This window comes from Pseudomonas sp. 1176_21 (assembly GCF_052850635.1).
Window position 1 is genome coordinate 315,822 of record NZ_VXCV01000005.1, and the last position, 26,260, is coordinate 342,081.

Genomic DNA, 26,260 nt, shown 5'->3' on the forward strand with positions numbered 1-26,260 from the left:
TCCCTGTGGGAGCGGGCTTGACCCGCGATGGCGGCATCACAATGTCAGCGTCAGGCGTTTGACCAGCGCCCCCGGCAAATGGCTCGAACTGGTCTGGCGCTGTCCGTAGGTGCTGGTCGACAGGATCAGCTCGCGCTCGGTCGTGAGCGCCTCCAGCTGCGAGCCGAGCAGGCTGCACACGCTGTCGTCGAAGCGCATGGTGCTGACCGGCGCCTGGATCTGACCGTCCTCGACCCAGAATGTCGCAAAGCGCGTCAGCCCGGTCATGCGCGCCGCCGGCAGGTCGGAGTAGTTCAGGTACCACAGGTTGCTGATGTACAGGCCCGTACCCAGCCTGGCGAGCACCTCATCCAGCGCCAGCTCGCCGGCGGCCAGGCTCAAGGCGCTCGGCCACTCGTGGGCCTCGGCGCCATTGGCGACCTGCTCGAACTCGGCGGCGCTGCGCGCATTGGTCAGCTGTTCGCGCGCCTGCCCTGCGTCCACCAGTTGCACGTCGCTGCGTGGGTAGCCTTCGCCGGAGAACGCCGAGCTCAGCGAGCCGCTGACCTGTTCGGTGATGTTCACCAGCGGGCTCAATGCCGCATCGCCGGCATACAGGCGTTGCAGCGGGCTGTCCTTGCTGGCGATGGCCTGCGCCGAAAAACCGCCCCAGCACAGCATGCCCATGATTTCGTCCATCGCTGCCGGTGCCAGGTAGGCGCGGTACTGGCCGGGGGCGAGGGTCTTGAGTGGACGACCCAGGTACTCCAGCTGCTCGCGGGCCTGGGCCAGGCGCCGGGCGAACGCGGCGTTGTCCCACACCTGCCCGGCGTAGTTGGCCTTCACCGCCTGGCCGTTGGCGTGGAACAGGCTGAAGTCGAAATTGAAGCTGTTGGCCTGATGCCAGCCAGAGGCGCCGAACGAACTGGCAAAGCCGCGACTGATCGGCCCGGCGGCATAGATGCCCACCAGGTCCAGCGCGCCGGCGCCGTGTTCGATCTGCTCGAGCACCCGTGCGGTATCCGGCAGCGGGCCGTCCTGTACCTGATGGCTGTGCCAGGCACTGTCGTTGAGCAACAGGTACGGGTCGGCAGGGATCAGCGGCAGGATCTGGCGCAGCTCGGCCAGTGCCTGGTGCAGGCGCTCGCGGTCCAGCGCCGGCTCGCCGCTGAGGGTCAGGTGCAGGTCGGCCTGGCGACCGTCGGCAATCAGCTTCAGACTCGCACCGGCCTGTTGCACGTCGCCGGCCTGGCGCACCCTGGCATGGTTGAATCGGATGAATTGCGACTGCTCGGCGCTGTAGCTCAGGGTGAACTGTTCGGGGGCGCGCACGTTGTCGCGCAGCCATGCGACCAGGTCCTGGAAGTTGTGCAAAGGGCTGGCGGCCATCAGGCGTCTCCTCCGAATACGTCGATCTGGCTGAACACGCAGGCCGGCGAGGCATGGCCCACGCGCACCACCTGGTTGGGTTCGCCCTTGCCGCAGTTGGGCGTGCCGAGCACCTGGAAGGTACTGGCGTCGCCCACGGCGCTGAGGTTGCGCCAGAAACCGGCGGAAATACCGCGGTAGTTGGGGTTCTTGACCACGCCCTTGAGTTCGCCGTGCTCGATCAACTGGCCCCATTCGCAGCCGAACTGGAACTTGTTGCGCGCATCGTCGATGGACCACGAGCGGTTGGTGCGCATCAGGATGCCGTGCTCGATGCCGCCGATCAGTTGCGCCAGGGACTTGTCGCCCGGCTCGATGTTGAGGTTGGCCATGCGGTCGATCGGTGCGCGGTTCCAGCCGCAGGCGCGGCTGTTGGCCACGCCGTCCAGGCCCGAGCGGAACTGTGACAGCGCACCGCCCAGCGGGCGCACCAGTGCACCCTCGCGAATCAGGAACTGCTTGTGGGCCGGGGTGCCGTCGTCATCGTGCGCGTAGCTGGCCAGCTCTTCGGGGATGGCCGGGTCGAAGGTCACGTTGAGCAGTGCCGAGCCGTACTGCAGGTGGCCGAAGTCCTGGGCCTTGATGAAGCTGGTGCCGGCGTAGTTGCGCTCGTCGCCCAGGATGCGGTCCATCTCCAGCGGGTGGCCGATGGACTCGTGGATCTGCAGCATCATCTGGTCGGGCATCAGCAGCAGGTCGCGTACCCCGCTCGGGGTGTTGGGCGCCAGCAGCAGTTGTAGGGCCTGGTCAGCCACCTGGGCCCCGGCACCGAGCAGGCCGCAGCGCTCGATCACATCCACGCCGCCCTGCTGGCCGAAGTTCTCGCGGCCCAGGCTGCGGCTCTGGCTGTCGCTGCCGTCGAAGGCGGTGACGCTCATGCCGGGGAACACGAAGCGTTGCGCCTGGCGCAGTTCGGCGCCGGCACTGTTGAGGTAGATCTGCTCGACCGTGCTCAGGCCCAGGCTGGCCTGCCAGTTCACCAGGCGCGAATCGCCCGGCATGCTGGCCGATTCGCGGGCCAGCAGTTCATAGCAGTCGGCCAGGGCCGGGAAGGTGCTGTTGAGGTTGGGCGAGCAGTAGTCGGCGCGGGCGCTGGACACCGGTTGCTCGCGCAGGTCGAGCAGGGCGTGGCGCGCGATCTGGCGGGCCAGCGCCTCGGCCTGGTCAAGGGCGCGTTGCAGGCCGGCCTGGGACAGGTCGGCGGTGGCCGCGTAGGCCTCCACGCCGTTGACGCGCACGGTGAGCATCGCGCCCTGGTCGCGGGTCAGGCTGGGTGGTTCGGCGATGTTCTTGCGCACCGACAGGTGCTGGTGGGCTTCCTGCACATAGCGCAGGGAGAAAAACTCGGCGCCGCTGTTCAGGCCAGCGAAACGCTGGCGCAGCGGCGCGGTGAAATCGAACATGCGCGAACCTCCGGGTGACGGTGGTTCCCCCTCAGAACCACTCCTCGTGCATGCCCGGGCAGGTGTCGTCGCGGGCCTCGAGCAATGCGAGGTCATTATGGCAGGCCGGTACTTCCCAGGTGAGGAAAAACCGTGCGGCCTGCAACTTGCCCCGATAGAACCCGGTATCGGCCGGGTTGCCGCGGGCCAGGCCCTGTTCGGCGCGAATCGCCTGCTCCAGCCAGCGCCAGCCGATCACGCAGTGACCGAAGGCCTTGAGGTACAGCGCCGAGTTGGCCAGGGCGCTGTTGACCTGGCCTGTGGACAACTCGCCAAGCAGGCCCAGGGTCACGTGCTGCAGGCGGCTGAGCAGTTGTTCCAGCGGTTCGCGCAACGGGTCCAGGCGGGTGTAGGCCTGGGCCTGGGCGCAGGTGCCGGCGATCAGGCGTACCAGTTGCTTGAGGCCGGCGCCACCGTGCTGGGCCAGCTTGCGCCCGAGCAGGTCGAGTGACTGGATGCCGTGGGTGCCTTCGTGGATCGGGTTCAGGCGGTTGTCGCGGTAGTACTGCTCTACCGGGTAATCGCGGGTGTAGCCGTGGCCACCGAGGATCTGGATCGCCAGCTCATTGGCCTTGAGGCAGAACTCGGACGGCCACGACTTGACGATCGGTGTCAGCAGGTCGAGCAGTTGCTGGGCCTGCTGGCGCTCGTCTTCGGTGGCGGCGGTATGGCTGTCGTCGAACAGCCGGGCGGCGTACAGGCCCAGGTCGAAAGCGCCTTCGACGTAGGCCTTCTGGGTCAGCAGCATGCGTTTCACATCGCTGTGCTGGATGATCGGCACGGCGGCGGTGGCGGGGTTCTTGTTGTCGGGCAGGCGGCCTTGCGGGCGCTGGCGGGCGTAGTCCAGCGAGTACAGGTAGCCGGCGTAGCCGAGCATCACCGCGCCCATGCCCACGCCGATGCGCGCCTCGTTCATCATCTGGAACATGCAGGCCAGGCCCTGGTGCGGCTGGCCGATCAGGTAGCCGACGCACTGGTCGTTGTCGCCGAAGTTGAGTGCGGTGGAGGTGGTGCCGCGCCAGCCCATCTTGTGGAACAGGCCGGCCAGCACCACATCGTTGCGCTGGCCCAGGCTGGCGTCCGGGTTGACCAGGAACTTGGGCACGATGAACAGCGAAATGCCCTTTACCCCGGGTGGTGCGTCGGGGAGTTTGGCCAGTACCAGGTGCACGATGTTCTCGGACAGCGTGTGATCGCCCCCGGAGATGAAGATCTTGTTGCCCTTGAGGCGGAAGCTGCCGTCGGCGGCGGGTTCGGCGCGGGTGCGGATATCGGCCAGCGAGCTGCCGGCGTGGGGTTCGGTGAGGGCCATGGTGCCGAAGAAGCGGCCCTCGATCATCGGTTGCAGGAACAGGCGCTTTTGCTCGTCGGTGCCGAAGTTCTCGATCAGGTTGGCGGCGCCCATGGTCAGGAACGGGTAGGCGGTGGTGCCGGCGTTGGCGGCCTGAAAGTGGGCGAAGCAGGCTTGCGAGAGCAGGGTGGGCAACTGCATGCCGCCGGCCTCGAAGTCGCGATTGGCGTTGAGAAATCCGGCGTCGAGGAAGGCGTCGACGGCAGGTTTGACCTCGGGGATCAGGATGGCCTGGCCGTTCTCGAAGCGTGGCTCGTGCTCGTCGCCCTTGCGGTTGTGCGGGGCGAAGTATTTTTCGGCCAGGGTGCGAGCGGTGTGCAGCGCGGCATCGAAGGTTTCGCGGCTGTGCTCGGCGAAGCGTGGGCGTTGGGTGAGGGCCTCGGCGTCAAGCACTTCGTAGAGTTCGAAGGCCAGGTTGCGGGCGCTGAGCAGGGTGTCGGACATGGCGGCCATACCTTGGTGGGGATGGGGCCGAGTCTAGGCATGCGGGCGGGAGGTGGACAGGTTAATAGGTGGGGGTGATGAGGGGTCAGAACCGTTGTCAGGTGTGTGTCCGCAAAAAAAATCGCGGGCCAGGCCGGCCCCCACAAGAATCTGCATCGATCCTGTGGGGGCGGGCTTGACCCGCGATTGGCAACGCGTCGGTGGTTAGCCGATGGTCATCAGGCTGGCATTGCCGCCCGCTGCGGCGGTGTTCACGCTCAACGCACGCTCGATCACCAGGCGCTCCAGCGCAATCGCGGTTTCACCCGACGACAAGCCCTGCACACCCACGATCGCACCGGCACGCTTGGCCACCTGCTCGCACACTGCGCGCAGCTGGTCCGAATGGCCGTGATGCAGCACCGCGTCGAACACCACCTCGTCCTTGGCCCAGTCGCTCACCAGCTTGATGCGCGCCTGCACATCCTTCGGCAAGCGCCCACGCAAGCCCTTGCCCGGCTCGCCGTCGACGAACACTGCCGAGCTGCCCACCGCCAGTACCGCTGCCAGTTGAGTCAGCAGATCAGCCTCCGACTCGGCCAGGCACAGCACGTGCTCGCGCGGCAGGATGGTGTAGCTGTTGCGCTCGCCGGTCGGGCCGTTGAGCAGGCGGGTGACGCCGCTCTGCGACTGCTGCGCGAACTGCTCGCACAGCTGCGCCAGTTCGGCCTGCTGGTTGCTGCCGGCCCACGCCTTGAGCGATTGCAGCGGCTTGAGCAACTGCTCGCGCAGACGCGCGTCCGGGGCAGTACCGGCGTCGCTGCGCTGGAACGACTGCTCGATGGCATCGGCCGGGCGCGTGGACAGCAAACGGTACAGGTACAGCGGGCCACCGGCCTTGGGGCCGGTCCCCGACAGGCCTTCACCGCCGAACGGCTGCACGCCGACCACGGCGCCGACGATGTTGCGGTTGACGTAGACGTTGCCGGCATGGACGTTGTCGATCACCTTGGCGATGGTCTCGTCGATGCGGGTGTGCACGCCCAGGGTCAGGCCGTAGCCGGATGCATTGATCTGCTCGATCAGCTGGTCGAGGTGCTTGCGGTTGTAGCGCACCACGTGCAGTACGGGGCCGAAGATCTCACGCTGCAGTTCATCGAAGCTTTCCAGCTCGATCAGGGTCGGCATCACGAAGGTGCCGCGCTTGATCTCTTCACCGTCGGCAATGGCCACCTGATACACGTTGCGACCCTTGTCGCGCATGCCCTGGATGTGTTTTTCGATGCCAGCCTTGGCCTCGGCGTCGATCACCGGGCCGATGTCCACGCTCAGGCGCTCCGGGTTGCCCAGGCGGCTTTCGGCCATGGCGCCCTTGAGCATCTCGATCACGCGGTCGGCCGAGTCTTCCTGCAGGCACAGCACGCGCAGGGCCGAGCAACGCTGGCCGGCGCTGTCGAAGGCCGAGGAGACCACGTCGATGACCACCTGCTCGGTCAGCGCCGAGGAGTCGACGATCATCGCGTTCTGGCCACCGGTTTCGGCGATCAGCGGGATCGGACGGCCCTGGCTGTCCAGGCGGCCGGCAATGTTGCGTTGCAGCAGGCGCGCCACTTCGGTGGAACCGGTGAACATCACGCCCTTGACCCGGTCATCGCCTACCAGGCGCGCACCGACGGTCTCGCCACGGCCCGGCAGCAGTTGCACCACGCCTTGCGGGATGCCGGCCTCGAGCAGCAGGCGCACGGCCTGGGCGGCCACCAGCGGGGTCTGCTCGGCAGGCTTGGCCAGTACCGGGTTGCCGGCAGCGAGCGCTGCAGCCACCTGGCCACTGAAGATCGCCAGCGGGAAGTTCCACGGGCTGATGCACACCACCGGGCCCAGCGGGCGGTGGGCGTCGTTGCTGAAGTCGTTGCGTGCCTGCACCGCGTAGTAGCGCAGGAAGTCGACCGCTTCGCGCACCTCGGCGATGGCGTTGGCGTAGGTCTTGCCGGCTTCGCGGGCCAGCAGGCCCATCAGCGGCTGGATCTCGCCTTCCATCAGGTCGGCGGCACGTTCCAGGATCGCGGCACGCTCGGCCGGCGGGGTGGCCTGCCAGATCGGTGCGGCGTTGAGTGCGCACTGGATGGCGTTGTCGGCGTCCTCGACGGTGGCTTCCTGCACGTGGCCGACCACGTCACGGTGGTCGGACGGGTTCAGCACCGGTGTGGCAGCTTCGTCGCTGGACGCGCAACCGAGCATCGGCTCGGCCTTCCAGTCGTTGTGCGCGGTGGCCAGCAGGGCGCACGACAGCGAGGCCAGACGGTGTTCGTTGGCCATGTCGATGCCGCTGGAGTTGGCGCGCTCGGCACCGTACAGGTCACGCGGCAACGGGATGCGCGGGTGCGGCAGGCCGAAGCCGCCTTCCTGGGTGGCCATGCGCTCGATGGTCGCGACCGGGTCGGCCACCAGTTCCTGGATCGAGATCGACTGGTCGGCGATGCGGTTGACGAACGAGGTGTTGGCGCCGTTTTCCAGCAGGCGACGCACCAGGTAGGCCAGCAGCGTTTCGTGGGTGCCGACCGGGGCGTACACGCGGCACGGACGGTTCAGCTTGCCGTCGGCCACCTTGCCCACCACCTGTTCGTACAGCGGCTCGCCCATGCCGTGCAGGCACTGGAACTCGTACTGGCCCGGGTAGTAGTTCTGCCCGGCGATATGGTAGATGGCCGACAGGGTGTGGGCGTTGTGCGTGGCGAACTGCGGGTAGATGGCTTCGGGCACCGACAGCAGCTTGCGGGCGCAGGCGATGTAGGAGACGTCGGTGTACACCTTGCGGGTGTACACCGGGTAGCCTTCCAGGCCTTCGACCTGGGCGCGCTTGATCTCGCTGTCCCAGTACGCGCCCTTTACCAGGCGGATCATCAGGCGGTGACGGCTGCGGCGTGCCAGGTCGATGACGTAGTCGATCACGTAAGGGCAGCGCTTCTGGTAGGCCTGGATCACGAAGCCGATGCCGTTCCAGCCGCTCAACTGCGGCTCGAAGCACAGGCGTTCGAGCAGGTCCAGCGACAGCTCCAGGCGGTCGGCCTCTTCGGCGTCGATGTTCAGGCCGATGTCGTACTGCTTGGCCAGCAGGGTCAGCGACAGCAGGCGCGGGTACAGCTCGTCCATCACGCGCTCGTACTGGGCGCGGCTGTAGCGCGGGTGCAGGGCCGAGAGCTTGATCGAGATGCCAGGGCCTTCATAGATGCCGCGGCCATGGGAGGCCTTGCCGATGGCGTGGATGGCCTGCTCGTAGGAGGCCAGGTATTTCTGCGCGTCGTGCTCGGTGAGCGCGGCTTCACCGAGCATGTCGTAGGAGTAGCGGAAACCCTTGGCTTCGAACTTGCTGGCATTGGCCAGGGCTTCGGCAATGGTCTCGCCGGTGACGAACTGCTCGCCCATCAGGCGCATGGCCATGTCGACGCCCTTGCGGATCATCGGCTCGCCGCTCTTGCCGATGATGCGGCTGAGCGAGGAGGTGAGGCCGGATTCGTTGTGCGTGGACACCAGCTTGCCGGTCAGCAGCAGGCCCCAGGTGGCGGCGTTGACGAACAGCGACGGGCTGTTGCCCAGGTGCGGCTGCCAGTTGCCGGTGCTGATCTTGTCGCGGATCAGCGCATCGCGGGTGCCCTTGTCGGGGATGCGCAGCAGGGCTTCGGCCAGGCACATCAGCGCCACGCCTTCCTGGGACGACAGCGAGAACTCCTGCAGCAGGCCCTGGACGATGCCGGCGCGGCCGCTGGCGCTCTTCTGGTTGCGCAGCTTTTCGGCAATGCCGGCGGCCAGCTTGTGGGTGGCCTCGGCCATGGGCGCGGGCAGGCGTGCCTGCTCCAGCAGCATCGGCACCACTTCCGGTTCCGGACGACGGTAGGCGGCGGTGATCGAGGCGCGCAGCACCGACTGCGGCAGGATGCTTTCGGCGAACTCGAGGAAGCACTGGTGCGAGTGGTCGGCCTGCACATCGCCGGCGTCGTCGCCCTGATTGCCGGGCTGACCGCTGAGTTCGGTCAGGGTGGCGCCACCCTCGAGCTTCTCCAGGTAGTTGAAGATCGCCTGCTTGATCAACCAGTGCGGGGTGCGGTCGATGGACTGCGCAGCCGTTTTCAGTCGCTCGCGGGTAGGGTCGTCGAGTTTGACCCCAAGGGTGGTCGTCGCCATTTCTTATCCTCATTATTGCCACTGGGCCGTGGCTAAGCTGGCGCCAAGATTAGCCGGGCGCCTTTGTGGGTGCAACCTAGTGCAACCCAAATAATCGCGTTGAGGAGTGCTACTCGTCCGGTGGCTAAAACCCCACAGCATAAATGGCTGTTCAAGGTGCATTTGCTTATGTAAACGGCGGTTTTTGCTCCCAAATGGAGCAAAAACACGTTGTTATGCGAAATATCCGACCAGGTGCAACTTGACTGAAGAAACTGGTTGCACCTTGTTCGCGTTGTTGCATAGGATTCGCCGCCTGGGTGCAACCGTTAGCGGCTGTCACTACATAAAAACAAACGCCAGGGCGCAACAATGAGTTTTAGCAATCCACTCACGATCACGTTCGTGATCTACATCGCGGCAATGGTGCTGATCGGCTTCATGGCCTATCGCTCCACCAACAACCTTTCCGACTACATCCTCGGTGGCCGCAGCCTCGGCAGCGTGGTGACCGCGCTCTCGGCCGGTGCCTCGGACATGAGCGGCTGGTTGCTGATGGGCCTGCCGGGCGCCATCTACATGTCGGGCCTTTCCGAAGCCTGGATCGCCATCGGCCTGACCGTCGGCGCCTACCTGAACTGGCTGTTCGTGGCCGGCCGCCTGCGCGTGCAGACCGAGCACAACGGCGACGCGCTGACCCTGCCGGACTATTTCGCCAGCCGTTTCGAAGACCGCAGCGGCCTGCTGCGCATCATTTCGGCAATCGTGATCCTGGTGTTCTTCACCATCTATTGCGCCTCCGGCATCGTGGCCGGTGCCCGCCTGTTCGAAAGCACCTTCGGCATGTCGTATGAGACGGCGCTGTGGGCCGGTGCTGCTGCCACCATCGCCTACACCTTCGTCGGTGGCTTCCTGGCGGTGAGCTGGACCGACACCGTGCAGGCCACGCTGATGATCTTCGCGCTGATCCTGACCCCGGTGATCGTGCTGATCGCCACCGGCGGCTTCGACACCACCTTCCTGGCCATCGAAGCCCAGGGCGCGGGCAACTTCGACATGTTCAAGGGCGCCACCTTCATCGGCATCATCTCGCTGATGGGCTGGGGCCTGGGCTACTTCGGCCAGCCGCACATCCTGGCGCGCTTCATGGCGGCAGACTCGGTGAAATCGATCGCCAATGCCCGTCGCATCTCCATGACCTGGATGATCCTGTGCCTGGCCGGTACCGTGGCCGTGGGCTTCTTCGGCATCGCCTACTTCTCGGCGCACCCTGAAGTGGCCGGCCCGGTCACCGAGAACCACGAGCGCGTGTTCATCGAACTGGCCAAGATCCTGTTCAACCCGTGGATTGCCGGTGTGCTGCTGTCGGCCATCCTGGCAGCAGTGATGAGTACCCTGAGCTGCCAACTGCTGGTGTGCTCCAGCGCCCTGACCGAAGACTTCTACAAGACCTTCCTGCGCAAGAACGCCTCGCAGGTCGAGCTGGTATGGGTCGGTCGCCTGATGGTGCTGGCGGTTGCGCTGATCGCCATCGCGCTGGCCGCCAACCCGGACAACCGCGTGCTGGGCCTGGTGGCCTACGCCTGGGCCGGCTTCGGTGCCGCCTTCGGCCCGGTGGTGCTGATTTCGGTACTGTGGAAGGGCATGACCCGCGACGGCGCACTGGCCGGTATCGTGGTGGGCGCGGTGACCGTGATCCTGTGGAAGCAGTTCGACACCATGGGCCTGTACGAAATCATCCCGGGCTTCCTGTTCGCATCGCTGGCGATCTACTTCGTGAGCAAGGCGGGCAGCCCGTCGGCTGCGATGGTCAAGCGTTTCGAAACCGCTGAAGCGGCGTTCCACGCCGACAAGTAACACGGCTGCATCATGCTGCCCGGCAACGGCCCGGCCTCTTCTGGAGGTCGGGCCGTTGTCATTCTGGCGGCTGTCACCTGACGGCGCGGGCCTGACAGGGTAAACTTCCGGGCCTTGCAGGAGTTGCCATGAACTATCGTCACGCCTTTCACGCCGGCAACCACGCCGACGTGTTCAAACACCTCGTACTGACCCGGCTGATTGCGCTGATGTCGCGCAAGGAGCAGCCGTTCGCCTACCTCGACACCCACGCCGGCCTTGGCCTGTATGACCTGCAGGGCGACCAGGCGACCCGCACCGGTGAGTGGCTGGAAGGCATCGGCCGGCTCTGGGGGCGCGACGACCTGCCCGAGGTGACGGCCGATTACCTGCGCATCCTGCGCAAGATGAACCCCGACGGCGAGCTGCGCTACTACCCGGGGTCGCCCGAGCTGGCACGGCGCCTGGCGCGCCAGCAGGACCGCGTGCTGCTCAACGAGAAGCACCCCGAAGACGGGCGCCTGCTCAAGGAAAACATGAAGAAGGACCCACGCGTGGCGGTGCACCTGGGCGAGGGCTGGCACGTGCCGAGGGCCTTGCTGCCGGTGCAGGAGAAGCGCGCGGTGATGCTGATCGACCCGCCCTTCGAGCAGGCCGACGAGCTCAAGCGCTGCACGGTGGCGATGAAGGAGACGATTGGCCGCATGCGCCAGACGGTCGCGGCCATCTGGTACCCGATCAAGGACCAGCGCCAGCTGGTGCGTTTCTATCAGGACCTGACCAGCACCGGTGCGCCGAAGCTGCTGCGGGTGGAGCTGTACGTGCACCCCCAGGACAGCCCGCAGGGCTTGAACGGCTCTGGCCTGGCGATCGCCAACCCGCCATGGGGCCTGGAAGAAGAGCTGCGCGCACTGCTGCCGTGGCTGGCCCAGGTGCTGGGGCAGACCCAGGGCAGCTGGCGCATGGACTGGCTGATTGCCGAGTAGGGTGTTGTGAATGTGTTGGCCTATCGCGGGTCAAGCCCGCTCCCACAGAGGCAATGATGTCCTTGTGGGAGCGGGCTTGACCTGCGATGGGTTCCACGCCAGCAGTGCGCCCTGCACTCCGTACCACGCTTTACGCTATAATCCCGCCCTTTCGCTGCCACCCGCCTATGAGGCCGGGGCGCACATCTACAGATTTGAAGAGGCTAGACCCTTGGCATTGACGATTCTTGGCCTGTCCGGCGCCCTTAGCCATGATCCTTCCGCGGCCCTGTACATCGACGGCAAGCTGATTGCCGCCGCTGAAGAAGAGCGCTTCGTGCGCGACAAACATGCAAAGAACCGCATGCCCTACGAATCGGCGAAGTTCTGCCTCGAACAGGCCGGCATCAAGCCGTCCGATGTCGATGTGGTAGCGATTCCGTTCGCCCCCATCAGCCTGTTCGGCAAGGCCCGCTGGCACTACGCCAAGCGTTACTGGTACGCCCCGGATCGCGCCCTCGACGCGCTGCTGATGGGCAACCGTCGCTACAAGCGCTACCGCAACAAGATCGTCTGGTGCCTGGAGCAACTGGGCTTCGATCCGAAAAAGATCAAGATCGAACCGGTCGAGCACCACCTGGCTCACGCCTCCAGCGCCTACCATTGCTCGGGTTTCAAGGAAAAGACCGCGATCCTGGGCATCGACGGCAAGGGCGAGTACGCCACCACGTTCTTCGGCTACGGCGAAAACGGCAAGATCCACAAGATCAAGGAATTCTTCGACCCGGACTCCCTCGGCGGCCTGTATGGCGCGATCACCGAGTTCCTGGGCTTCGAAATGCTCGACGGCGAGTTCAAGGTCATGGGCATGGCGCCGTACGGCGACGCCAGCAAGTATGACTTCTCGCGCCTGGCCAGCTTCGAAAACGGCGAGCTGGAGATCAACACCGACTACGCCAACGTCATCGGCCTGCGCCGCTATAAAGAGAAGGGCAAGGGTTTCTACTTCTCGCCCAAGCTGATCGAGTGGCTGGGGCCCAAGCGCGAAGGCGACATCGCCGACGAGCCGTACATCCACTACGCGGCCAGCATGCAGGCGCTGTTCGAGAAGCTCGCGCTGCAGATGATCGACTACTACCTGGGTGACGTGCTCAAGGAAACCGGCAAGCTGGCCTTTGCCGGCGGCTGCGCGCTGAACGTCAAGCTGAACCAGAAGATCATCGCCCGCCCCGACGTGAAGGAGCTGTTCGTGCAGCCCGCCTCGGGCGACGCCGGCACCGCAGTCGGTGCTGCCGCCTATGTGTCCCACGCCCGTGGCGTACCGGTCGAGAAGATGGAGCACGTCTACCTCGGCCCGGCGTACAGCAACGAGGACGTAATCGCCGCCTGCGCCCGTCACGAACACAAGCCGACCTGGCGCAAGCTGGACAACATGCCCGAGCAGATCGCCCGGATCATGGTCGACGGCAACCCGGTGGCCTGGTTCCAGGGTCGCATGGAGTTCGGCCCGCGGGCCTTGGGCGGACGTTCGATCATCGGCTGCCCGAGCGTGCCGGGCGTGGCCGACCGCATCAACCACCAGATCAAGTTCCGCGAGCGCTGGAGGCCTTTCTGCCCGTCGATGCTCGACACCGTGGCGCCGCAGATGATCAAGATCGATCACCCGGCCCCGTTCATGACCTTCACCTTCGAAGTGGCTGAAGAGTGGAAGACCCGCGTGCCGGAAGTGGTCCACGAAGATGGCACCTCGCGGGCCCAGGTGCTCAAGCGCGAGTACAACCCGCGCTACTACGACATGATGAAGGCGCTGGAGACCCTGACCGGCAACGGCGTGTCGCTCAATACCTCGCTCAACCGTCGTGGCGAACCGATGATCTGCTCGCCGACCGATGCCCTGAACATGTTCTTCGGCTCGGACCTGCAGTACCTGATCATGGAAGACATCCTGGTGGTCAAGGACGGCGCGAAAGCTTATGACAGCGTTGGCTGAACGGCACGTCCTGCAGTTTTGCCACGGCTATGACGGGCCGTTTCTCGATTGCGCCCGTCAGTACGCCAGCCTGTTCGCGGGCAAGGGCTATCGCGTCACCACGGTGTTTCTCACCGGCGCCGCCGATCCGCAGGTGGCGGCGGGCTGTGCGAGCGATGAAGTGCTGTTTCTCGAGTTCAGCTCCAAGGCCATTCGTGGCTTGAAGCTGGGCGCGATTCGCGAACTGCGCTGCATTGCCGCGTCGCGCCGATTCAGCTTCTGCATCGCCCACCGCTTCAAGCCGATCTACATCGCCCTGCTGGCCACCCGCCTGCCGGTGATCGGCGTGCACCACGCCTTTGGCGACTACCAGCGGCGTACCCGCCAGCTGTTCGCCAACCTGTTCAGCAAACGCCTGAGCCTGCTCGGGGTGTCGGACGCGGTGCGCGACGACATGCGCCAGTGCCTGCCCAAGTGGCCGGCCGAGCGTATCCAGACGCTGTACAACCGCATCGACATCGACGCCCTGCAGGCCAGCCTGGTGCCCGCCGCGCAGGCGCGCCAGGCCCTGGGCCTGGATGCGAAGGCATGGATCGTCGGCAACGTCGGCCGGCTGCACCCGGACAAGGACCAGGCCACCTTGCTGCGCGGGTTTGCCCAGGCGCTGCCGGCACTGCCGGCAGGCGCCCGCCTGGCAGTGCTGGGCACCGGCCGCCTGGAGCACGCGCTCAAGGCGCAGGCCGAGGCGCTGGGGATTTCCGCACAGGTGGACTTTCTCGGCCAGGTGCCGGATGCACGGCGCTATTTCAGTGCCTTCGACGTGTTTGCCCTGAGCTCGGACCACGAGCCTTTCGGCATGGTGCTGCTCGAAGCGATGGTGGCCGGCGTGCCATTGCTGGCCACCGCTTGCGGTGGCGCCAAGGAAGTGGTCGAAGGTGTCGGCATCCTGTTCCCGCTCGGGGATGCCGAGCGTCTGGCGCAAGGCCTGCAACACCTGGCCGAGCTGGACCAGGCGCAACGCCAGGCCTGTGCCGAGCGCATGCTCGAGCGCCTGCGCGAACGCTTCTCCGACACGGCCGTGCGCGAGACTTTCTGGCACCTTCCCCAGGTTGTCGAACTGACGGGGCAGGCCTGATGCTCAATTATGTACAAGGCTGGCGTGAGCGCGGCTGGCGCGTGATCGATGCGCCGGCCTACGCCGACGCCTGGCAGCGCTTTGGCGGCAGTGTGGCGACCCACCCGCTGGTGCTCGCGCAACTGGCCGAGATGGCCGATATTCCGGTGCGTTACCTGGGCTGGTACCAGGGTGACCAACTGAAGGCGGCCATCCCCACCTGGGACCGCTACCTGGCATTGTCCAAGGACGTGCTCAAGCGCCGGGGCAAGAAGGGCCTGTTCGACCTGGGCAATGCCGAGCTGATTCTGCCGGCCGCTGCCGATGCACAGGCGCCGCTGCGCCATGCCGGGCGCTACCTGTCCGAGCTCAACCAGGGCCGTTTCAGCGGCCTCAAGGCGCAGCCCGAAGCCCTGGCCATGGCACGCCAGCCCGAAGAACTGTCGAAGAAGTTTCGCTACAACCAGCGCCGCGAACTGCGCTTGCTGGAAGAGGCGGGCGGGCAGGTGCGGGCCATCACCGAGTTCACCAGTACCGAGATCGCGTCGATGTATTGCGACCTGTTCCAGCGCCGCTGGGGCTTTGCGGCCACCGGTGCCGAGCGCATGGCCGAGATGGTCGAACGCCTGCGCGCGTTGCTGATCGGCTCGGTGCTGTTTCTGGAAGACAAGCCGATCGCGATCCAGCTGGTGTACCGCGTCGAGGCTCCCGAGTGGGTCAGCGTCGAGTACGTCAACGGCGGCGTCGACCCCGAGACGCGTGCCTTCAGCCCGGGCAGCGTGCTGAGCTTTCTCAACACCCAGAGCGCCTGGGAAGCCGCGCGTGCGCTGAACAAGCCGCTGCGGTTCTCCTTCGGCCGCGCCGATCGCGAGTACAAGGACCGATGGTGCAACCCCGTGCCGGTGTTTCAGGTGTGAGCCGCAAGCAGCAGTTGCTCAGGCGCCATCGGCGCAACAAGCGCGTGGGCCTGCTGGTCGCTCTGGTGGTGCTGATCGCCCTGGGCGTGCTGGTGAAATGGTGGCTGGCGCTGGTGCTGTTGCCGCTGCTGTGGGTGGCTCACGAGGCATGGTTTGCCGATCACCTGTTCTATTCGCCAGGTGATGATTATCTGTACGAGTTCCCTGAACCCTGCGAGCGTGTGCCGGTGTCGCTGGACGGCCTGGTGCTGCGTGCGCCGGCATCATTGCGCCTGCCGGGCGATGAGACGCTGGTGCTGCAGGTGCGTGTCAAAAGCTCGCTGCTGGGGCGTTTTCGTGATCCTGGCGTCGAGGTGTTGGGCGAGGGGGTGGCGGACCTGCAGGGCTTGGAGCGCGGGGTCGACGGGCTGCGCTACCTCAATCTGACCGGGCAGGCGCCGGCGCTGCTGGCCGGCACTCTGCGCATCCGCGGGCGTTGCTGCCGGGTGGTCGAGGCTGCGTCGCTGATCGTGGTGCGCGCCAGCGACCTGCGCCAGCGCCGGGTGATGGTGATTGCGCCCCACGCCGACGATGCGGAACTGGCCGCCTACGGGCTGTACAGCCAGGCCGAAGAGGCGTGGGTCGTGACGCTTACGGCCGGCGAGATCGAGGCCGAGCATTACCAGCAGATGGGCCTGGAGCCTGCGCAGGCCGCACGCCTGAAGGGCCGCTTGCGCGCCTGGGACAGTATCGCCGTACCGCGCTGGGCCGGTGTGCCAGAAGCGCAGTGCGTGCAACTGGGCTATTTCTGCCTGCAACTGCCCGCCATGCAGGCCACACCGGATCAGCCCGTCGCCTCACGCGAAGCCGACCTGAGCGATACGCGGCTGTTCCGTCAGCTCAACGCCCTGTCGCTGCCGGGCGACCAGGACGGCGCGCCCACCTGGAACAACCTGCTGGCCGACCTGCGTGCACTGATCATGCAGGCGCGTCCACAGGTGCTGGTGATGCCGCACCCGACCCTGGACCCGCATCCGGACCACGTGTGTGCCCAGGCCGCCGTGCTCGAAGCGTTGCACGGCCTGCAATGGCAGCCCGAGAGCGTGTTGTGCTACGCCAACCACCTGCATGACAACGATCGCTGGCCGATGGGTGACAGCGGTGCCGGCATTGCCTTGCCGCCGCAGGTCGAGCCTGGCCAGGCCTGGGCGCCCTACAGCCTGAGCCTGACGCTGGACACCCAGCGCGACAAGGCCATGGCCCTGGGCATGATGCATGACCTGCAGCCGCGTGCACCCTTCAAGCGTCGCCTGCGTCGCCTGCTGCAACGTTGGCTGGCCGGTCGTCAGCCTTCGCCTTACGGTGAGAACGAGTTCTTCCGCAAGGCGGTACGTCGACACGAATTGTTCTGGCGCCGGGACCTCTGAACCCGGTGCATGACTGCATAGCTGTGGCCCGAGCGCCGCAAGGAAGACAATGAAAGTTCTATTTCTGGTGCAGAAGGAACAGCGGGCCATTCTTGACCGGCTGTACGAAGGGGTTGCGGCCCATTGCGAATGCGACCTGCGCTGGTTGAGCAGTGCCGAACAGCGCGACCTGCGCGGGTATTTTCGCCGCGAGGTGGACGTCACCCGGTACGACCGCATCATCTTCTTCCTGCGCTTCAAGCAGGAGATCCGTCAGGTCGGTTTCATCCGTACCGTGCCCAATCTGGTCATTCTGGAGCACGATGCCTACCAGAACTACATTCCGTGCAAGTACACCGGCAAGTTCAGCGCGCATTACCGCAAGCTGCCCTGGGCCCGGGTGATCAGCTCGGGTTACATGGTCAGCGAGCGTCTGCGCCAGGAAGGCTTCGACGCGGTGTTCGTGCCCAAGGGCTACGACCAGCAGTTGCTGGCCGACCAGGGGCGCGAGCGGGACATGGAACTTGCCTTCGTCGGCAGCACCAACAGTGTGGCCTACAGCGGCCGCAAGGCGTTGCTCGACGAGCTGGGGCAAGTCGAGAACCTGGTGGTGACCCGTACCAATTCGGGTGCCGAGTATTGCGACACGCTCAACCGCATTCGTTTCTTCGTCAGTGCCGACGTCGGCATGGGCGAATACATGATCAAGAACTTCGAGGCCATGGCCTGCGGTTGCGTGCTGCTGGCGTTCGACCAGGGCGAGGCGGAGAATCGTGCGCTGGGTTTGCAGGACATGCACAACGTCGTACTGTATGGCAGCATTGCCCAGCTGCAGGCCAAGTTGAAGGTCCTGCGTGCCGACGAGGCCCTGGTGCAGCGTATCGCCACCAACGGCCGTGATTTGTCGGTTTCACGTTTCAGTTTCGCCCAGGTCGGGCGCAGTATTGTCGAGCAGTTGCAGCCGGCACTCCGTCCTCACCCACCACTGAGCGCTTGGCAGCGTCTGCGTCTGAAACTGGGGGTCTGACTCCCTGGGCTGCCGCCCGAACGGACTGGAGAGGTTGCAACTGCATGGATGTATTTACCGGGGGTTGCTGTGCAATTTAGTGAAAAGAGTGATGTGACGCTGGTAGTGACCAGCTGCGGGCGGTTCAATCTGCTCAAGCTGACGCTGGACAGCTTCGATCAGTTCAACACGGCGCCTGTCCGTGAGGTTTTCATCACCGAAGACAGCGGTGACGAGGCCGTACACGACGCCATTCCGGAGCACTGGAAGCCTTACTGCACGGTGTTCGTGAACAAGCCCAAGCTTGGGCAGCTGGCGTCGATCGACCTGGCCTACGGTCATGTCAAAACCCCGTACATCTTTCATTGCGAGGATGACTGGCGGTTCTATCGCCCGGCCTTCGTCGAAGATTCGCGAGCGATTCTCGAGGCGCGGCCGAAACTGCTGCAGGTATGGCTGCGCAATTTCGTCTACGACCTCAACGTCAACAGCCCCTACATTCATCTGGGCGAGCGCGAGATCATCGCTGGGGTCCCTTGCTACCCACTGCTCTCGGACAAGCCCGAGTGGCAGTCTTTCTCGCTGAACCCAGGGCTGCGGCGCCTGAGTGACTATCATCTATGTGCACCCTTCGCTGCGCATGGCGGTGAAAAGTCGCTGTCAAAGCGGTATGCCGAACTTGAACTGACTGCTGTGACCCTTGAAGGCGATGCGGTACTGCACACCGGATTCGGCCATCACGTCACGATGCCCGAGGAGCGGCTGCGCAAGGCACGTCGCAAGCAGCGCGAGCGTGTTCGGTTGTCGTTGGCGGCAATAGCGGGGTTGGTGGTGGGAGTTGGCCTTGCTCTTCTGTTGTCGTGAGTCGTTTTCTGCCTTTCCAGTGATAGGTGAATCAAGGTGGGCTGGCCAGTGAACGTCATCAATATCATGTGGGCAGGTGGCTCGCCGTTCGTTTCCGTGCACAAGGTCCACCAGCAGATTCTTTCACTGGTGCCTCCTGACATATCTGTGAACAGCTGGTTGCTGCAGGGCCATGGGGCGGCGTGCGCCCCGGGCGCAACGCGGGAATGGAACCTGCCACAGCGCCTGATAAAGGGTCGTCATGTGTGGGGGCTGCTGCAGCCCTGGTTGCGCGCCCGCCTGCGCAAGGCGCTGCTGGAGGCCGATGCCGACGCCTTGCTGCTCGATGGGGTGGGTGTGTCGCGCCTGATCTTGCCTGTGCTCAAGGGCCTGCCTGAGGTAAAGGCGACCGTGGTGTTTCACGGCAAGACCCGTTTGCATCCCAGTGACGTGGCGCTGTTGCGCGGGTTCAAGCCGGCGCAGCTGTCACTGGTGGCGGTGTCGGCCACGCTGGCGGCGTCATTGCAGGCCGAGCTGGGCCTGAAGGTGACGGCCTTGCGTACCGCGTTGGAACCTACCCGTTTTTGCGCCGAGCAACTGACAGCGCAGCAAGCGCGCCAGGTCATGGGGTTGAGGGAGCCTGGTGTGCGGATCATGGGGGCTGTCGGTCGCCTGGTCATGGACAAGGGGTTCGACTACCTGATCGATGCATTTGCCGCCGCCAGCCGGGCGCAACCCGATCTGCGCCTGGTCATTCTCGGCGAAGGCCCCGAGCGCCCATTGCTGCAGCAAAAGATCCAGGCGCTGGGCCTGCAGGGCAAGGTATCGCTGACAGGGCATTGCGACATTCTGGAGTGCCTGTACCTGGCGTTCGACTGGTTGCTCGTGCCTTCCCGGGCCGAGGGCCTGGGCCTGGTACTGCAGGAGGCAGTCATTGCCGGCGTGCCGGTGCTGTGCAGTGACCTGCCGGTGTTCCATGAACAGTTGGGCGATAGCGGTCTTTACGCTCGGGTCGGTGACGTGCAGGAGTGGGCTGCTGCCATCGAGCGTTGCGCCAGCCTGCCGGCAACCGCCGTTGCCCAGGCGCAGTACCGCTCGTTGGCCCCGGAGCAAGCCTGGGAATGCTTCAGTCGAACCCTGCGGGAAATGTGGGCGGTCAAGCCTGACTCAGGGAGCCAGTAGGGCCTGTTCCAGCTCGGCGAGGGGGAAGCTCCCGTCGAGTTTTTCACGTGACAGGTAGCGGGCGAAGTGCTGTATGTTGCGCTTGATCATGCGCCGGCTCAGCGGCCCGCGTAGAAAACGCATGTCCGCCACATCGATCAGCCCCCACTGCTGGTCGGGCGTCACCACGATGTTGCCCAGGTGCAGCGAGCGAAAATATACCCCCGATCGATGCAGGGTCCGTACCAGGCGGACCATGTCCGGCAGTGCCTGCTGCCAGCTGAAGCCTTCCTTGCGGCTGAGCTGGCTCAGCGTCTGGCCTGGCAGGGGGTGGTACAGCACCGCCGTCATGCCGGGCTTTTCCAGGCGGTAATGCGCCAATACACGCAGAGTCGGAATGCCCAACTGCTCCAGCCTGGCGGCGTTGTCGATGAAGCGGCGGGAGTAGGGCCGCAGCAACGCCGACGACAGCAGGCGCTTGCGCCGGAAAAGTTTAAGGATATTGCCGTTCTCTAGCAGGTAGACTTTCGCACCGTAGCTGTCAGCTTCCAGTATCTGGGCACCGACGATCAGTTGGTTGAGGTCGGCCTGAGGGAGCCGGGAGCATTGCATGTAGATGGCCTTGTCGAAATAGCGAGCAGGAATGACAGGGCATAATGCCGAAAACTAAAAGAATGCACCATGTTGGTCGCTTGGATTGAATGGGGAAGGGATGATGTACGCGAGTCGCTGGGCGCAATTGTGGTTGGCTGTAGGGCTGCTCTGGTTTCTGGCAGGTATTGCTCTGGCGCCTAGTAACAAGATTTATCAGCAAGGTCTGATCGCGTTTCTTTGGCTACCGACCCTGGTACTGGGCTGGTCGGCCCGGGAGCAGGTCGGCCGATTGTGGGCACAGCAGCGCGCGCTGTGCATGAGCGTGCTTATGTTGCTGGGCTGGGGCCTGGTGTCGTTGAGCTGGGCCGTAGGTGAAGAGCCGATCCGGGAGGGCAAGCGGCTGTTCTACATCATCCTGTTCCTGTTGGCGTTTCCTTTGCTGGCCAGTGCAGGTACGCAGCGATTTTTACTTTTGATGCAATGGGGCGGTATCGGCCTGGGGCTGGCCGCTGCAATCTCGATCGTCCACTTCTACGGAGTCCTGGGGCGCCCATGGGTGGTTCGGCTGCAAGGCATCGGTGAAATTTCCCATCCTATTCTGGGTGCCTACGTGGTGGGCGCGGCCATTGTCTGGATGTTGCACTGGATGCCGCAACAGCGCTGGATGCAGCTTTTATGGACACTTTCGGTGGTATGTCTGGGGGCCTTCGTGATGCTTGGCCAAAGCCGCGGCGCTGCGCTGGCCCTTCTGCTTACCGTCGTGGCAATGCCGCTTTGGTGCCGTGACCGGCGCAGTCGAGTGCTTGCCGCTGGGGCGCTGATCATTTCGGTACTGGGCTTTCTGATGGTCTACCGGCTGATCGTATTGCGCGGCGTTTCCTATCGTCCCGAGATTTTCAACAGCGCGCTCCAGATGATCGCCGACCATCCCTGGCTGGGGTTGGGCCTCGGTACGCAGTTCAAGGTGGTGGCCAACGGTATCGCCTTCGATCACTCGCACAACATGTTCACCCACATCGGCATCGAGCTGGGTGTGCCTGGCCTGTTGCTGTGGGCTGCAGTGTGGCTGCTTGTGCTCAGGGAGGGGTGGCGTGCCCGCGACACGCTGTTGGGCAAGGGCCTCATTGGTCTGTGGCTGTTCTGCACCCTGGCCATGCAGTTCGACGCTGCGAGCCTGACTGGCACCCCCCGTGCCGAATGGTTCATCAGTTGGTTGCCAGTGGGGCTGGCCAGCGTGCTGGTGTGGGCGCGTGCCCAATCGGCAGGCTGTGATAAAATCGATCGTTCAACCTGAACAGTGAGCTCGAAGATGGCTGAAACACCGCGCACGGCGCAGCAGAGCTCCAGTCTGAAGATCTATTTCCGACTGTTGACCTACGTAAAGCCCTACATTGGCATTTTCCTGCTGAGTATCCTCGGCTTCGTGATATTCGCCTCGACCCAGCCCATGCTGGCGGGCATCCTCAAGTATTTCGTCGATGGGCTGAGCAATCCCGAAGCGGTGTTGTTCCCCAACGTGCCTTACCTGCGTGACCTCCAACTGTTGCAGGCCGTGCCGCTGCTGATCGTGCTGATCGCCGCCTGGCAGGGCCTGGGCTCGTTTCTGGGCAACTTCTTTCTGGCCAAGGTTTCCCTGGGCCTGGTGCACGACCTGCGGGTGGAGTTGTTCAACAAGCTGCTGGTATTGCCCAACCGCTATTTCGACAGCCACAACTCCGGACACCTGATTTCGCGTATCACCTTCAACGTGACCATGGTCACCGGCGCCGCCACCGATGCAATCAAGGTGGTGATCCGCGAAGGCCTGACCGTGGTGTTCCTGTTCGGCTATCTGCTGTGGATGAACTGGAAGCTGACCATCGTGATGCTGGCGATCCTGCCGCTGATCGCGCTGATGGTCAGCAGTTCGAGCAAGAAATTCCGCAAGCAGAGCAAGAAGATCCAGGTGGCCATGGGCGATGTGACGCATGTCGCGTCCGAGACCATCCAGGGCTATCGCGTGGTGCGCAGTTTCGGGGGCGAGAACTACGAGCAGCAGCGCTTCGCCGATGCCAGCCAGAGCAACACCGAGAAGCAGCTGCGCATGACCAAGACCAGCGCGGTGTATACACCGATGCTGCAACTGGTGATCTACTCGGCCATGGCCGTGCTGATGTTCCTGGTGCTGTACCTGCGCGGCGACTCCACCGCCGGCGACCTGGTGGCCTACATTACCGCGGCCGGCCTGCTGCCCAAGCCGATCCGCCAGCTGTCGGAAGTCAGCTCGACCATCCAGAAGGGTGTGTCGGGGGCCGAGAGCATCTTCGAGCAGCTGGATGTGGAGCCGGAAGTCGACCACGGCACCGTCGAGCGCGACCGGGTTACCGGGCGCCTGGATGTACGTCACCTGAGCTTCACCTACCCGGGTAGCGAGCGCCGCGTGCTCGATGACATCAGCTTCACCGCCGAGCCGGGTCAGATGGTGGCGCTGGTTGGGCGTTCGGGCAGCGGCAAGTCGACCCTGGCCAGCCTGATACCGCGTTTCTATCCGCATGCCGAGGGCGAGATCCTGCTCGATGGCGTGGAGGTGGAGCAGTACCGCCTGCGTAACCTGCGTCGGCACATTGCCCAGGTGACCCAGCATGTGACCCTGTTCAACGACACCGTGGCCAACAACATCGCCTACGGTGACCTGGCCGGTGCGCCGCGCGAGCAGATCGAGGCTGCGGCAGCCGATGCCTATGCCAAGGAGTTCATCGATCAGTTGCCCCAAGGGCTGGACACCGAGGTCGGCGAGAACGGCGTGCTGCTGTCCGGCGGCCAGCGCCAGCGTCTGGCGATCGCCAGGGCTCTGCTCAAGAATGCACCGCTGCTGATTCTCGACGAGGCCACCTCGGCCCTCGACACCGAGTCGGAGCGGCACATCCAGGCCGCCCTGGACCAGGTGATGAAAGGCCGTACCACCCTGGTGATCGCGCACCGCCTGTCGACCATCGAGAAGGCCGACCTGATCCTGGTGATGGATCAGGGGCGCATTGTCGAGCGTGGCACGCATGGCCAGTTGCTGGCCGAAAACGGCTATTACGCGCGCCTGCACGCCATGGGCCTGGATGAGCCGGCCAAGGCCGACATCACCTGAGTCACCCTGCCAGGGCGCGTTCTGCGCCCTGGTTGTCACAGCAGGTTACCGGCGCCGAACAGGCCGGTGCCAGGGCTGTGCTAATATCCCGCCCCTGTTCATTTTGTCTATATGGGTTGCCCATGAAGTTGTCCATGCCGCGTTTCGATCAAGCTCCGGTACTGGTGGTCGGGGATGTCATGCTCGACCGCTACTGGCATGGCGGTACCTCTCGCATTTCACCTGAAGCCCCGGTACCGGTGGTCAAGGTCGAGCAGATCGAGGACCGTCCGGGTGGTGCGGCCAACGTTGCGCTGAACATTGCCGCGCTGGGTGCGCCGGCCTCGCTGGTGGGCGTCACCGGCCAGGACGAGGCCGCCGACAGTCTGGCCAACAGCCTGCAGGCAGCGGGGGTTCGTTCGATCTTCCAGCGCATCGCCCATCAGCCGACCATCGTCAAGCTGCGGGTCATGAGCCGTCACCAGCAACTGCTGCGCATCGATTTCGAAGAACCCTTTGCCACCGACCCGCTGTCGCTGGGCGCCGAAGTCGACGCCCTGCTCGAAGGGGTGAAGGTGCTGGTGCTGTCCGACTACGGCAAAGGCGCATTGAAGAACCATCAGAGCCTGATTCAGGCCGCGCGTGCCAAGGGCATTCCGGTGCTGGCCGACCCCAAGGGCAAGGATTTCTCGATCTACCGCGGCGCCAGCGTCATCACGCCGAATCTGGGCGAGTTCGAGGCCATCGTCGGGCATTGCGCCGACGAGACCGAACTGGTCAACAAGGGCGGCGAGCTGATGCGCGAGCTGGAACTGGGCGCCTTGCTGGTGACCCGAGGCGAGCACGGCATGACCTTGCTGCGCCCGGGCCATCCGGCCATGCACCTGCCGGCACGGGCGCGTGAAGTGTTCGATGTGACCGGTGCCGGCGATACCGTGATCTCCACCCTGGCGGCGGCGATCGCCGCCGGTGAGGAGCTGCCCCATGCGGTCGGTCTGGCCAACCTGGCTGCCGGCATCGTGGTCGGCAAGCTGGGTACGGCGGCCATCAGCGCGCCGGAACTGCGTCGCGCCATCCAGCGCGAAGAAGGCTCCGAGCGCGGGGTGCTGAGCCTTGAGCAGTTGCTGCTGGCCATCGACGATGCGCGGGCGCACAACGAGAAGATCGTGTTCACCAATGGCTGCTTCGACATTCTGCATGCCGGGCACGTGACCTACCTGGAGCAGGCGCGTGCGCAGGGCGACCGGTTGATCGTGGCGGTCAATGACGATGCTTCGGTCAGTCGCCTGAAGGGTCCGGGTCGGCCGATCAACAGTGTCGACCGGCGCATGGCGGTGCTGGCGGGGCTGGGGGCAGTGGACTGGGTCATCAGCTTCTCCGAAGGCACCCCGGAAAACCTGCTTGCCGAGGTCAAGCCCGACGTGCTGGTCAAGGGTGGCGACTACGGCATCGATCAGGTGGTGGGCGCCGATATCGTCAAGGCCTATGGCGGTACGGTGAAGGTGCTGGGGCTGGTGGAAAACAGCTCGACCACGGCGATCGTGGAGAAAATCCGCAAGAACTGAGTGGTTTGACCCGCGATTAGGGCCTGCAAAAACGTCCTACTTCTGCAAAGCCAGCCCCAACAGCTGGCGGGCCTTGCCCGTCAGCCTTTTAAGTTTCGAGTCCGGCCTGGGCGCCACCAGCCCCTGCTGCCTCAGCCAGTCCTTCCAGCGAATCCGCTCTTCACGCACCAGCCAGCCATCCTGGCGGGCAAAGCTTTCGGCCAGGTAGATACCACGTGTACTCGCCGGCACCAATCGGTCCTTCTTCAGGGTGTACAGCTCGGCCTGCGGCTGACCGTCTTCCAGCGGCATCAGGTACAAGTCTGGCCGGCTGCGGTTGAGGCGTGCCACCAGTTGGTCGCCCTCAAGGCGCTCGTCCACATGGAACAGGCTCAATGATTTGGCTTCCCTGGGCACTTGAAGGCGCAGGTCATAAATCAGTTGCAGTGACGCCGTGGGCAGGTGGACATAGGCTCGCGGTCGCTCGATCAACGGCTGGTTGCCACAGCGCACCGGTCGCGCGGCCCCCGAGTGAGGGGTCAGCACGAAGGGCATTGCTTCACGGTAATGCAGCGCGTCGGCGTACGGCGCCGGCAACCAGGTGTCGTTGAAACGCCCCCCAAGCCAGCCTTCCGGGGTCTCCAGCAGGCATTCCTCGGCCACTTCCTGCACGGCCGTGTGCAGGGGCAGGTTCAGCTCCTGAGCGGGCACGTAACCGGAGATCAGCTTGAGCACCACATCACCGCGATCCTGGCGGCGCTGGCGCACCAGTACCCAGTAGTCGCGGTTCTGCCACTGCAGGGTGAGGCGCACCGAAACGCCCAGGTTGGCCAGCTCCACGGCGAAACGCTCGGGGTCGGCCACCTGGATCGCCTTGCGCCGCTGCAGGGTCTGGGCAAAGTTCAGCGGCATGCCGATGCTCTGGTAGCTCAGGCCCTCGGGGCCGGCTTCCACATGCAGGGGCAGGGTCTTGAAGTTGCTGGGGTTCTTGCGGATCAGCGTGCGCGGCATCTCGGCTCCTTCTTGCGTTGGGGTCGGCCGCGACGGC

At 64.8% G+C, this 26,260-nt stretch carries 18 protein-coding genes; 12 read left to right on the forward strand and 6 right to left on the reverse strand.

The features are described 5' to 3' along the window. Window positions 1-36: 36 nt before the first annotated feature. The 4 genes from FW760_RS14765 to putA form a co-directional block, all read right to left on the reverse strand. On the reverse strand, window positions 37-1,368 hold the full coding sequence (locus FW760_RS14765; protein ID WP_446443842.1) for a TldD/PmbA family protein: 1,332 nt from the start codon (window positions 1,366-1,368) through the stop codon (window positions 37-39). Next, window positions 1,368-2,810, reverse strand: a complete 1,443-nt coding sequence (locus FW760_RS14770; RefSeq protein WP_116052543.1) for a TldD/PmbA family protein — start codon at window positions 2,808-2,810, stop codon at window positions 1,368-1,370. Before FW760_RS14770 ends, FW760_RS14765 begins: the two co-directional genes overlap by 1 nt. 31 nt (window positions 2,811-2,841) lie before the next feature. Next, entirely contained in the window at window positions 2,842-4,644 is a 1,803-nt protein-coding gene (locus tag FW760_RS14775) for an acyl-CoA dehydrogenase (protein WP_116052546.1), read from the reverse strand. 204 nt (window positions 4,645-4,848) lie between these two features. Continuing rightward, entirely contained in the window at window positions 4,849-8,802 is a 3,954-nt protein-coding gene (gene putA / locus FW760_RS14780; protein WP_116052549.1) for a trifunctional transcriptional regulator/proline dehydrogenase/L-glutamate gamma-semialdehyde dehydrogenase, read from the reverse strand. Window positions 8,803-9,153: 351 nt separating this feature from the next. Between putA and putP the strand changes: the two genes are divergently transcribed. The 9 genes from putP to FW760_RS14825 all read left to right on the forward strand — a co-directional run bounded on the left by putP (window position 9,154) and on the right by FW760_RS14825 (window position 19,998). Next, on the forward strand, window positions 9,154-10,638 hold the full coding sequence (gene putP, locus FW760_RS14785) for a sodium/proline symporter PutP (RefSeq protein WP_116052552.1): 1,485 nt from the start codon (window positions 9,154-9,156) through the stop codon (window positions 10,636-10,638). A gap of 128 nt (window positions 10,639-10,766) precedes the next feature. Then, the gene (locus FW760_RS14790; RefSeq protein WP_043863583.1) at window positions 10,767-11,603 is read left to right on the forward strand and encodes a 23S rRNA (adenine(2030)-N(6))-methyltransferase RlmJ; all 837 of its coding nucleotides are present in this window, start codon (window positions 10,767-10,769) and stop codon (window positions 11,601-11,603) included. Window positions 11,604-11,814: 211 nt separating this feature from the next. After that, a complete protein-coding gene (locus FW760_RS14795; protein WP_043863582.1) occupies window positions 11,815-13,572 on the forward strand; it encodes a carbamoyltransferase family protein in 1,758 nt (585 codons plus the stop codon). Then, window positions 13,556-14,686, forward strand: coding sequence for a glycosyltransferase (locus tag FW760_RS14800; protein WP_116052555.1), 1,131 nt, complete (start codon window positions 13,556-13,558; stop codon window positions 14,684-14,686). The genes FW760_RS14795 and FW760_RS14800 overlap by 17 nt, the downstream gene beginning before the upstream one ends. After that, entirely contained in the window at window positions 14,686-15,582 is an 897-nt protein-coding gene (locus tag FW760_RS14805) for an antimicrobial resistance protein Mig-14 (RefSeq protein ID WP_100632913.1), read from the forward strand. The genes FW760_RS14800 and FW760_RS14805 overlap by 1 nt, the downstream gene beginning before the upstream one ends. Next, window positions 15,579-16,988, forward strand: coding sequence for a PIG-L family deacetylase (locus FW760_RS14810; protein ID WP_116052558.1), 1,410 nt, complete (start codon window positions 15,579-15,581; stop codon window positions 16,986-16,988). Before FW760_RS14805 ends, FW760_RS14810 begins: the two co-directional genes overlap by 4 nt. Window positions 16,989-17,037: 49 nt before the next feature. Continuing rightward, window positions 17,038-17,994 (forward strand): glycosyltransferase, encoded by a 957-nt coding sequence (locus FW760_RS14815; RefSeq protein WP_116052560.1) that lies wholly within the window; start codon window positions 17,038-17,040, stop codon window positions 17,992-17,994. A gap of 69 nt (window positions 17,995-18,063) precedes the next feature. Next, window positions 18,064-18,837 carry a glycosyltransferase family 2 protein gene (locus FW760_RS14820; protein ID WP_116055278.1) on the forward strand — a complete coding sequence of 258 codons (774 nt, stop codon included), beginning with the start codon at window positions 18,064-18,066 and terminating at the stop codon, window positions 18,835-18,837. A gap of 48 nt (window positions 18,838-18,885) precedes the next feature. Next, the gene (locus FW760_RS14825; RefSeq protein ID WP_116052563.1) at window positions 18,886-19,998 is read left to right on the forward strand and encodes a glycosyltransferase; all 1,113 of its coding nucleotides are present in this window, start codon (window positions 18,886-18,888) and stop codon (window positions 19,996-19,998) included. On the opposite strand, the gene FW760_RS14830 is transcribed toward FW760_RS14825, so the two are convergent. Continuing rightward, a complete protein-coding gene (locus FW760_RS14830) occupies window positions 19,984-20,589 on the reverse strand; it encodes a lipopolysaccharide kinase InaA family protein (protein WP_116052566.1) in 606 nt (201 codons plus the stop codon). The two genes, FW760_RS14825 and FW760_RS14830, sit on opposite strands and share 15 nt — an antisense overlap. Window positions 20,590-20,689: 100 nt before the next feature. Between FW760_RS14830 and FW760_RS14835 the strand changes: the two genes are divergently transcribed. The 3 genes from FW760_RS14835 to hldE all read left to right on the forward strand — a co-directional run bounded on the left by FW760_RS14835 (window position 20,690) and on the right by hldE (window position 25,233). Then, window positions 20,690-21,865: an O-antigen ligase family protein gene (locus FW760_RS14835; protein WP_178083060.1), complete on the forward strand. Its 1,176-nt coding sequence runs from the start codon at window positions 20,690-20,692 to the stop codon at window positions 21,863-21,865. Window positions 21,866-21,880: 15 nt separating this feature from the next. Then, window positions 21,881-23,689 carry a lipid A export permease/ATP-binding protein MsbA gene (msbA, locus tag FW760_RS14840; RefSeq protein WP_058541611.1) on the forward strand — a complete coding sequence of 603 codons (1,809 nt, stop codon included), beginning with the start codon at window positions 21,881-21,883 and terminating at the stop codon, window positions 23,687-23,689. A gap of 122 nt (window positions 23,690-23,811) precedes the next feature. Continuing rightward, a complete protein-coding gene (gene hldE, locus FW760_RS14845; RefSeq protein ID WP_058541610.1) occupies window positions 23,812-25,233 on the forward strand; it encodes a bifunctional D-glycero-beta-D-manno-heptose-7-phosphate kinase/D-glycero-beta-D-manno-heptose 1-phosphate adenylyltransferase HldE in 1,422 nt (473 codons plus the stop codon). A 36-nt stretch (window positions 25,234-25,269) separates the two neighbouring features. On the opposite strand, the gene FW760_RS14850 is transcribed toward hldE, so the two are convergent. Next, on the reverse strand, window positions 25,270-26,223 hold the full coding sequence (locus tag FW760_RS14850; protein WP_043863572.1) for a hypothetical protein: 954 nt from the start codon (window positions 26,221-26,223) through the stop codon (window positions 25,270-25,272). Between the last annotated feature and the right edge of the window lie 37 nt (window positions 26,224-26,260).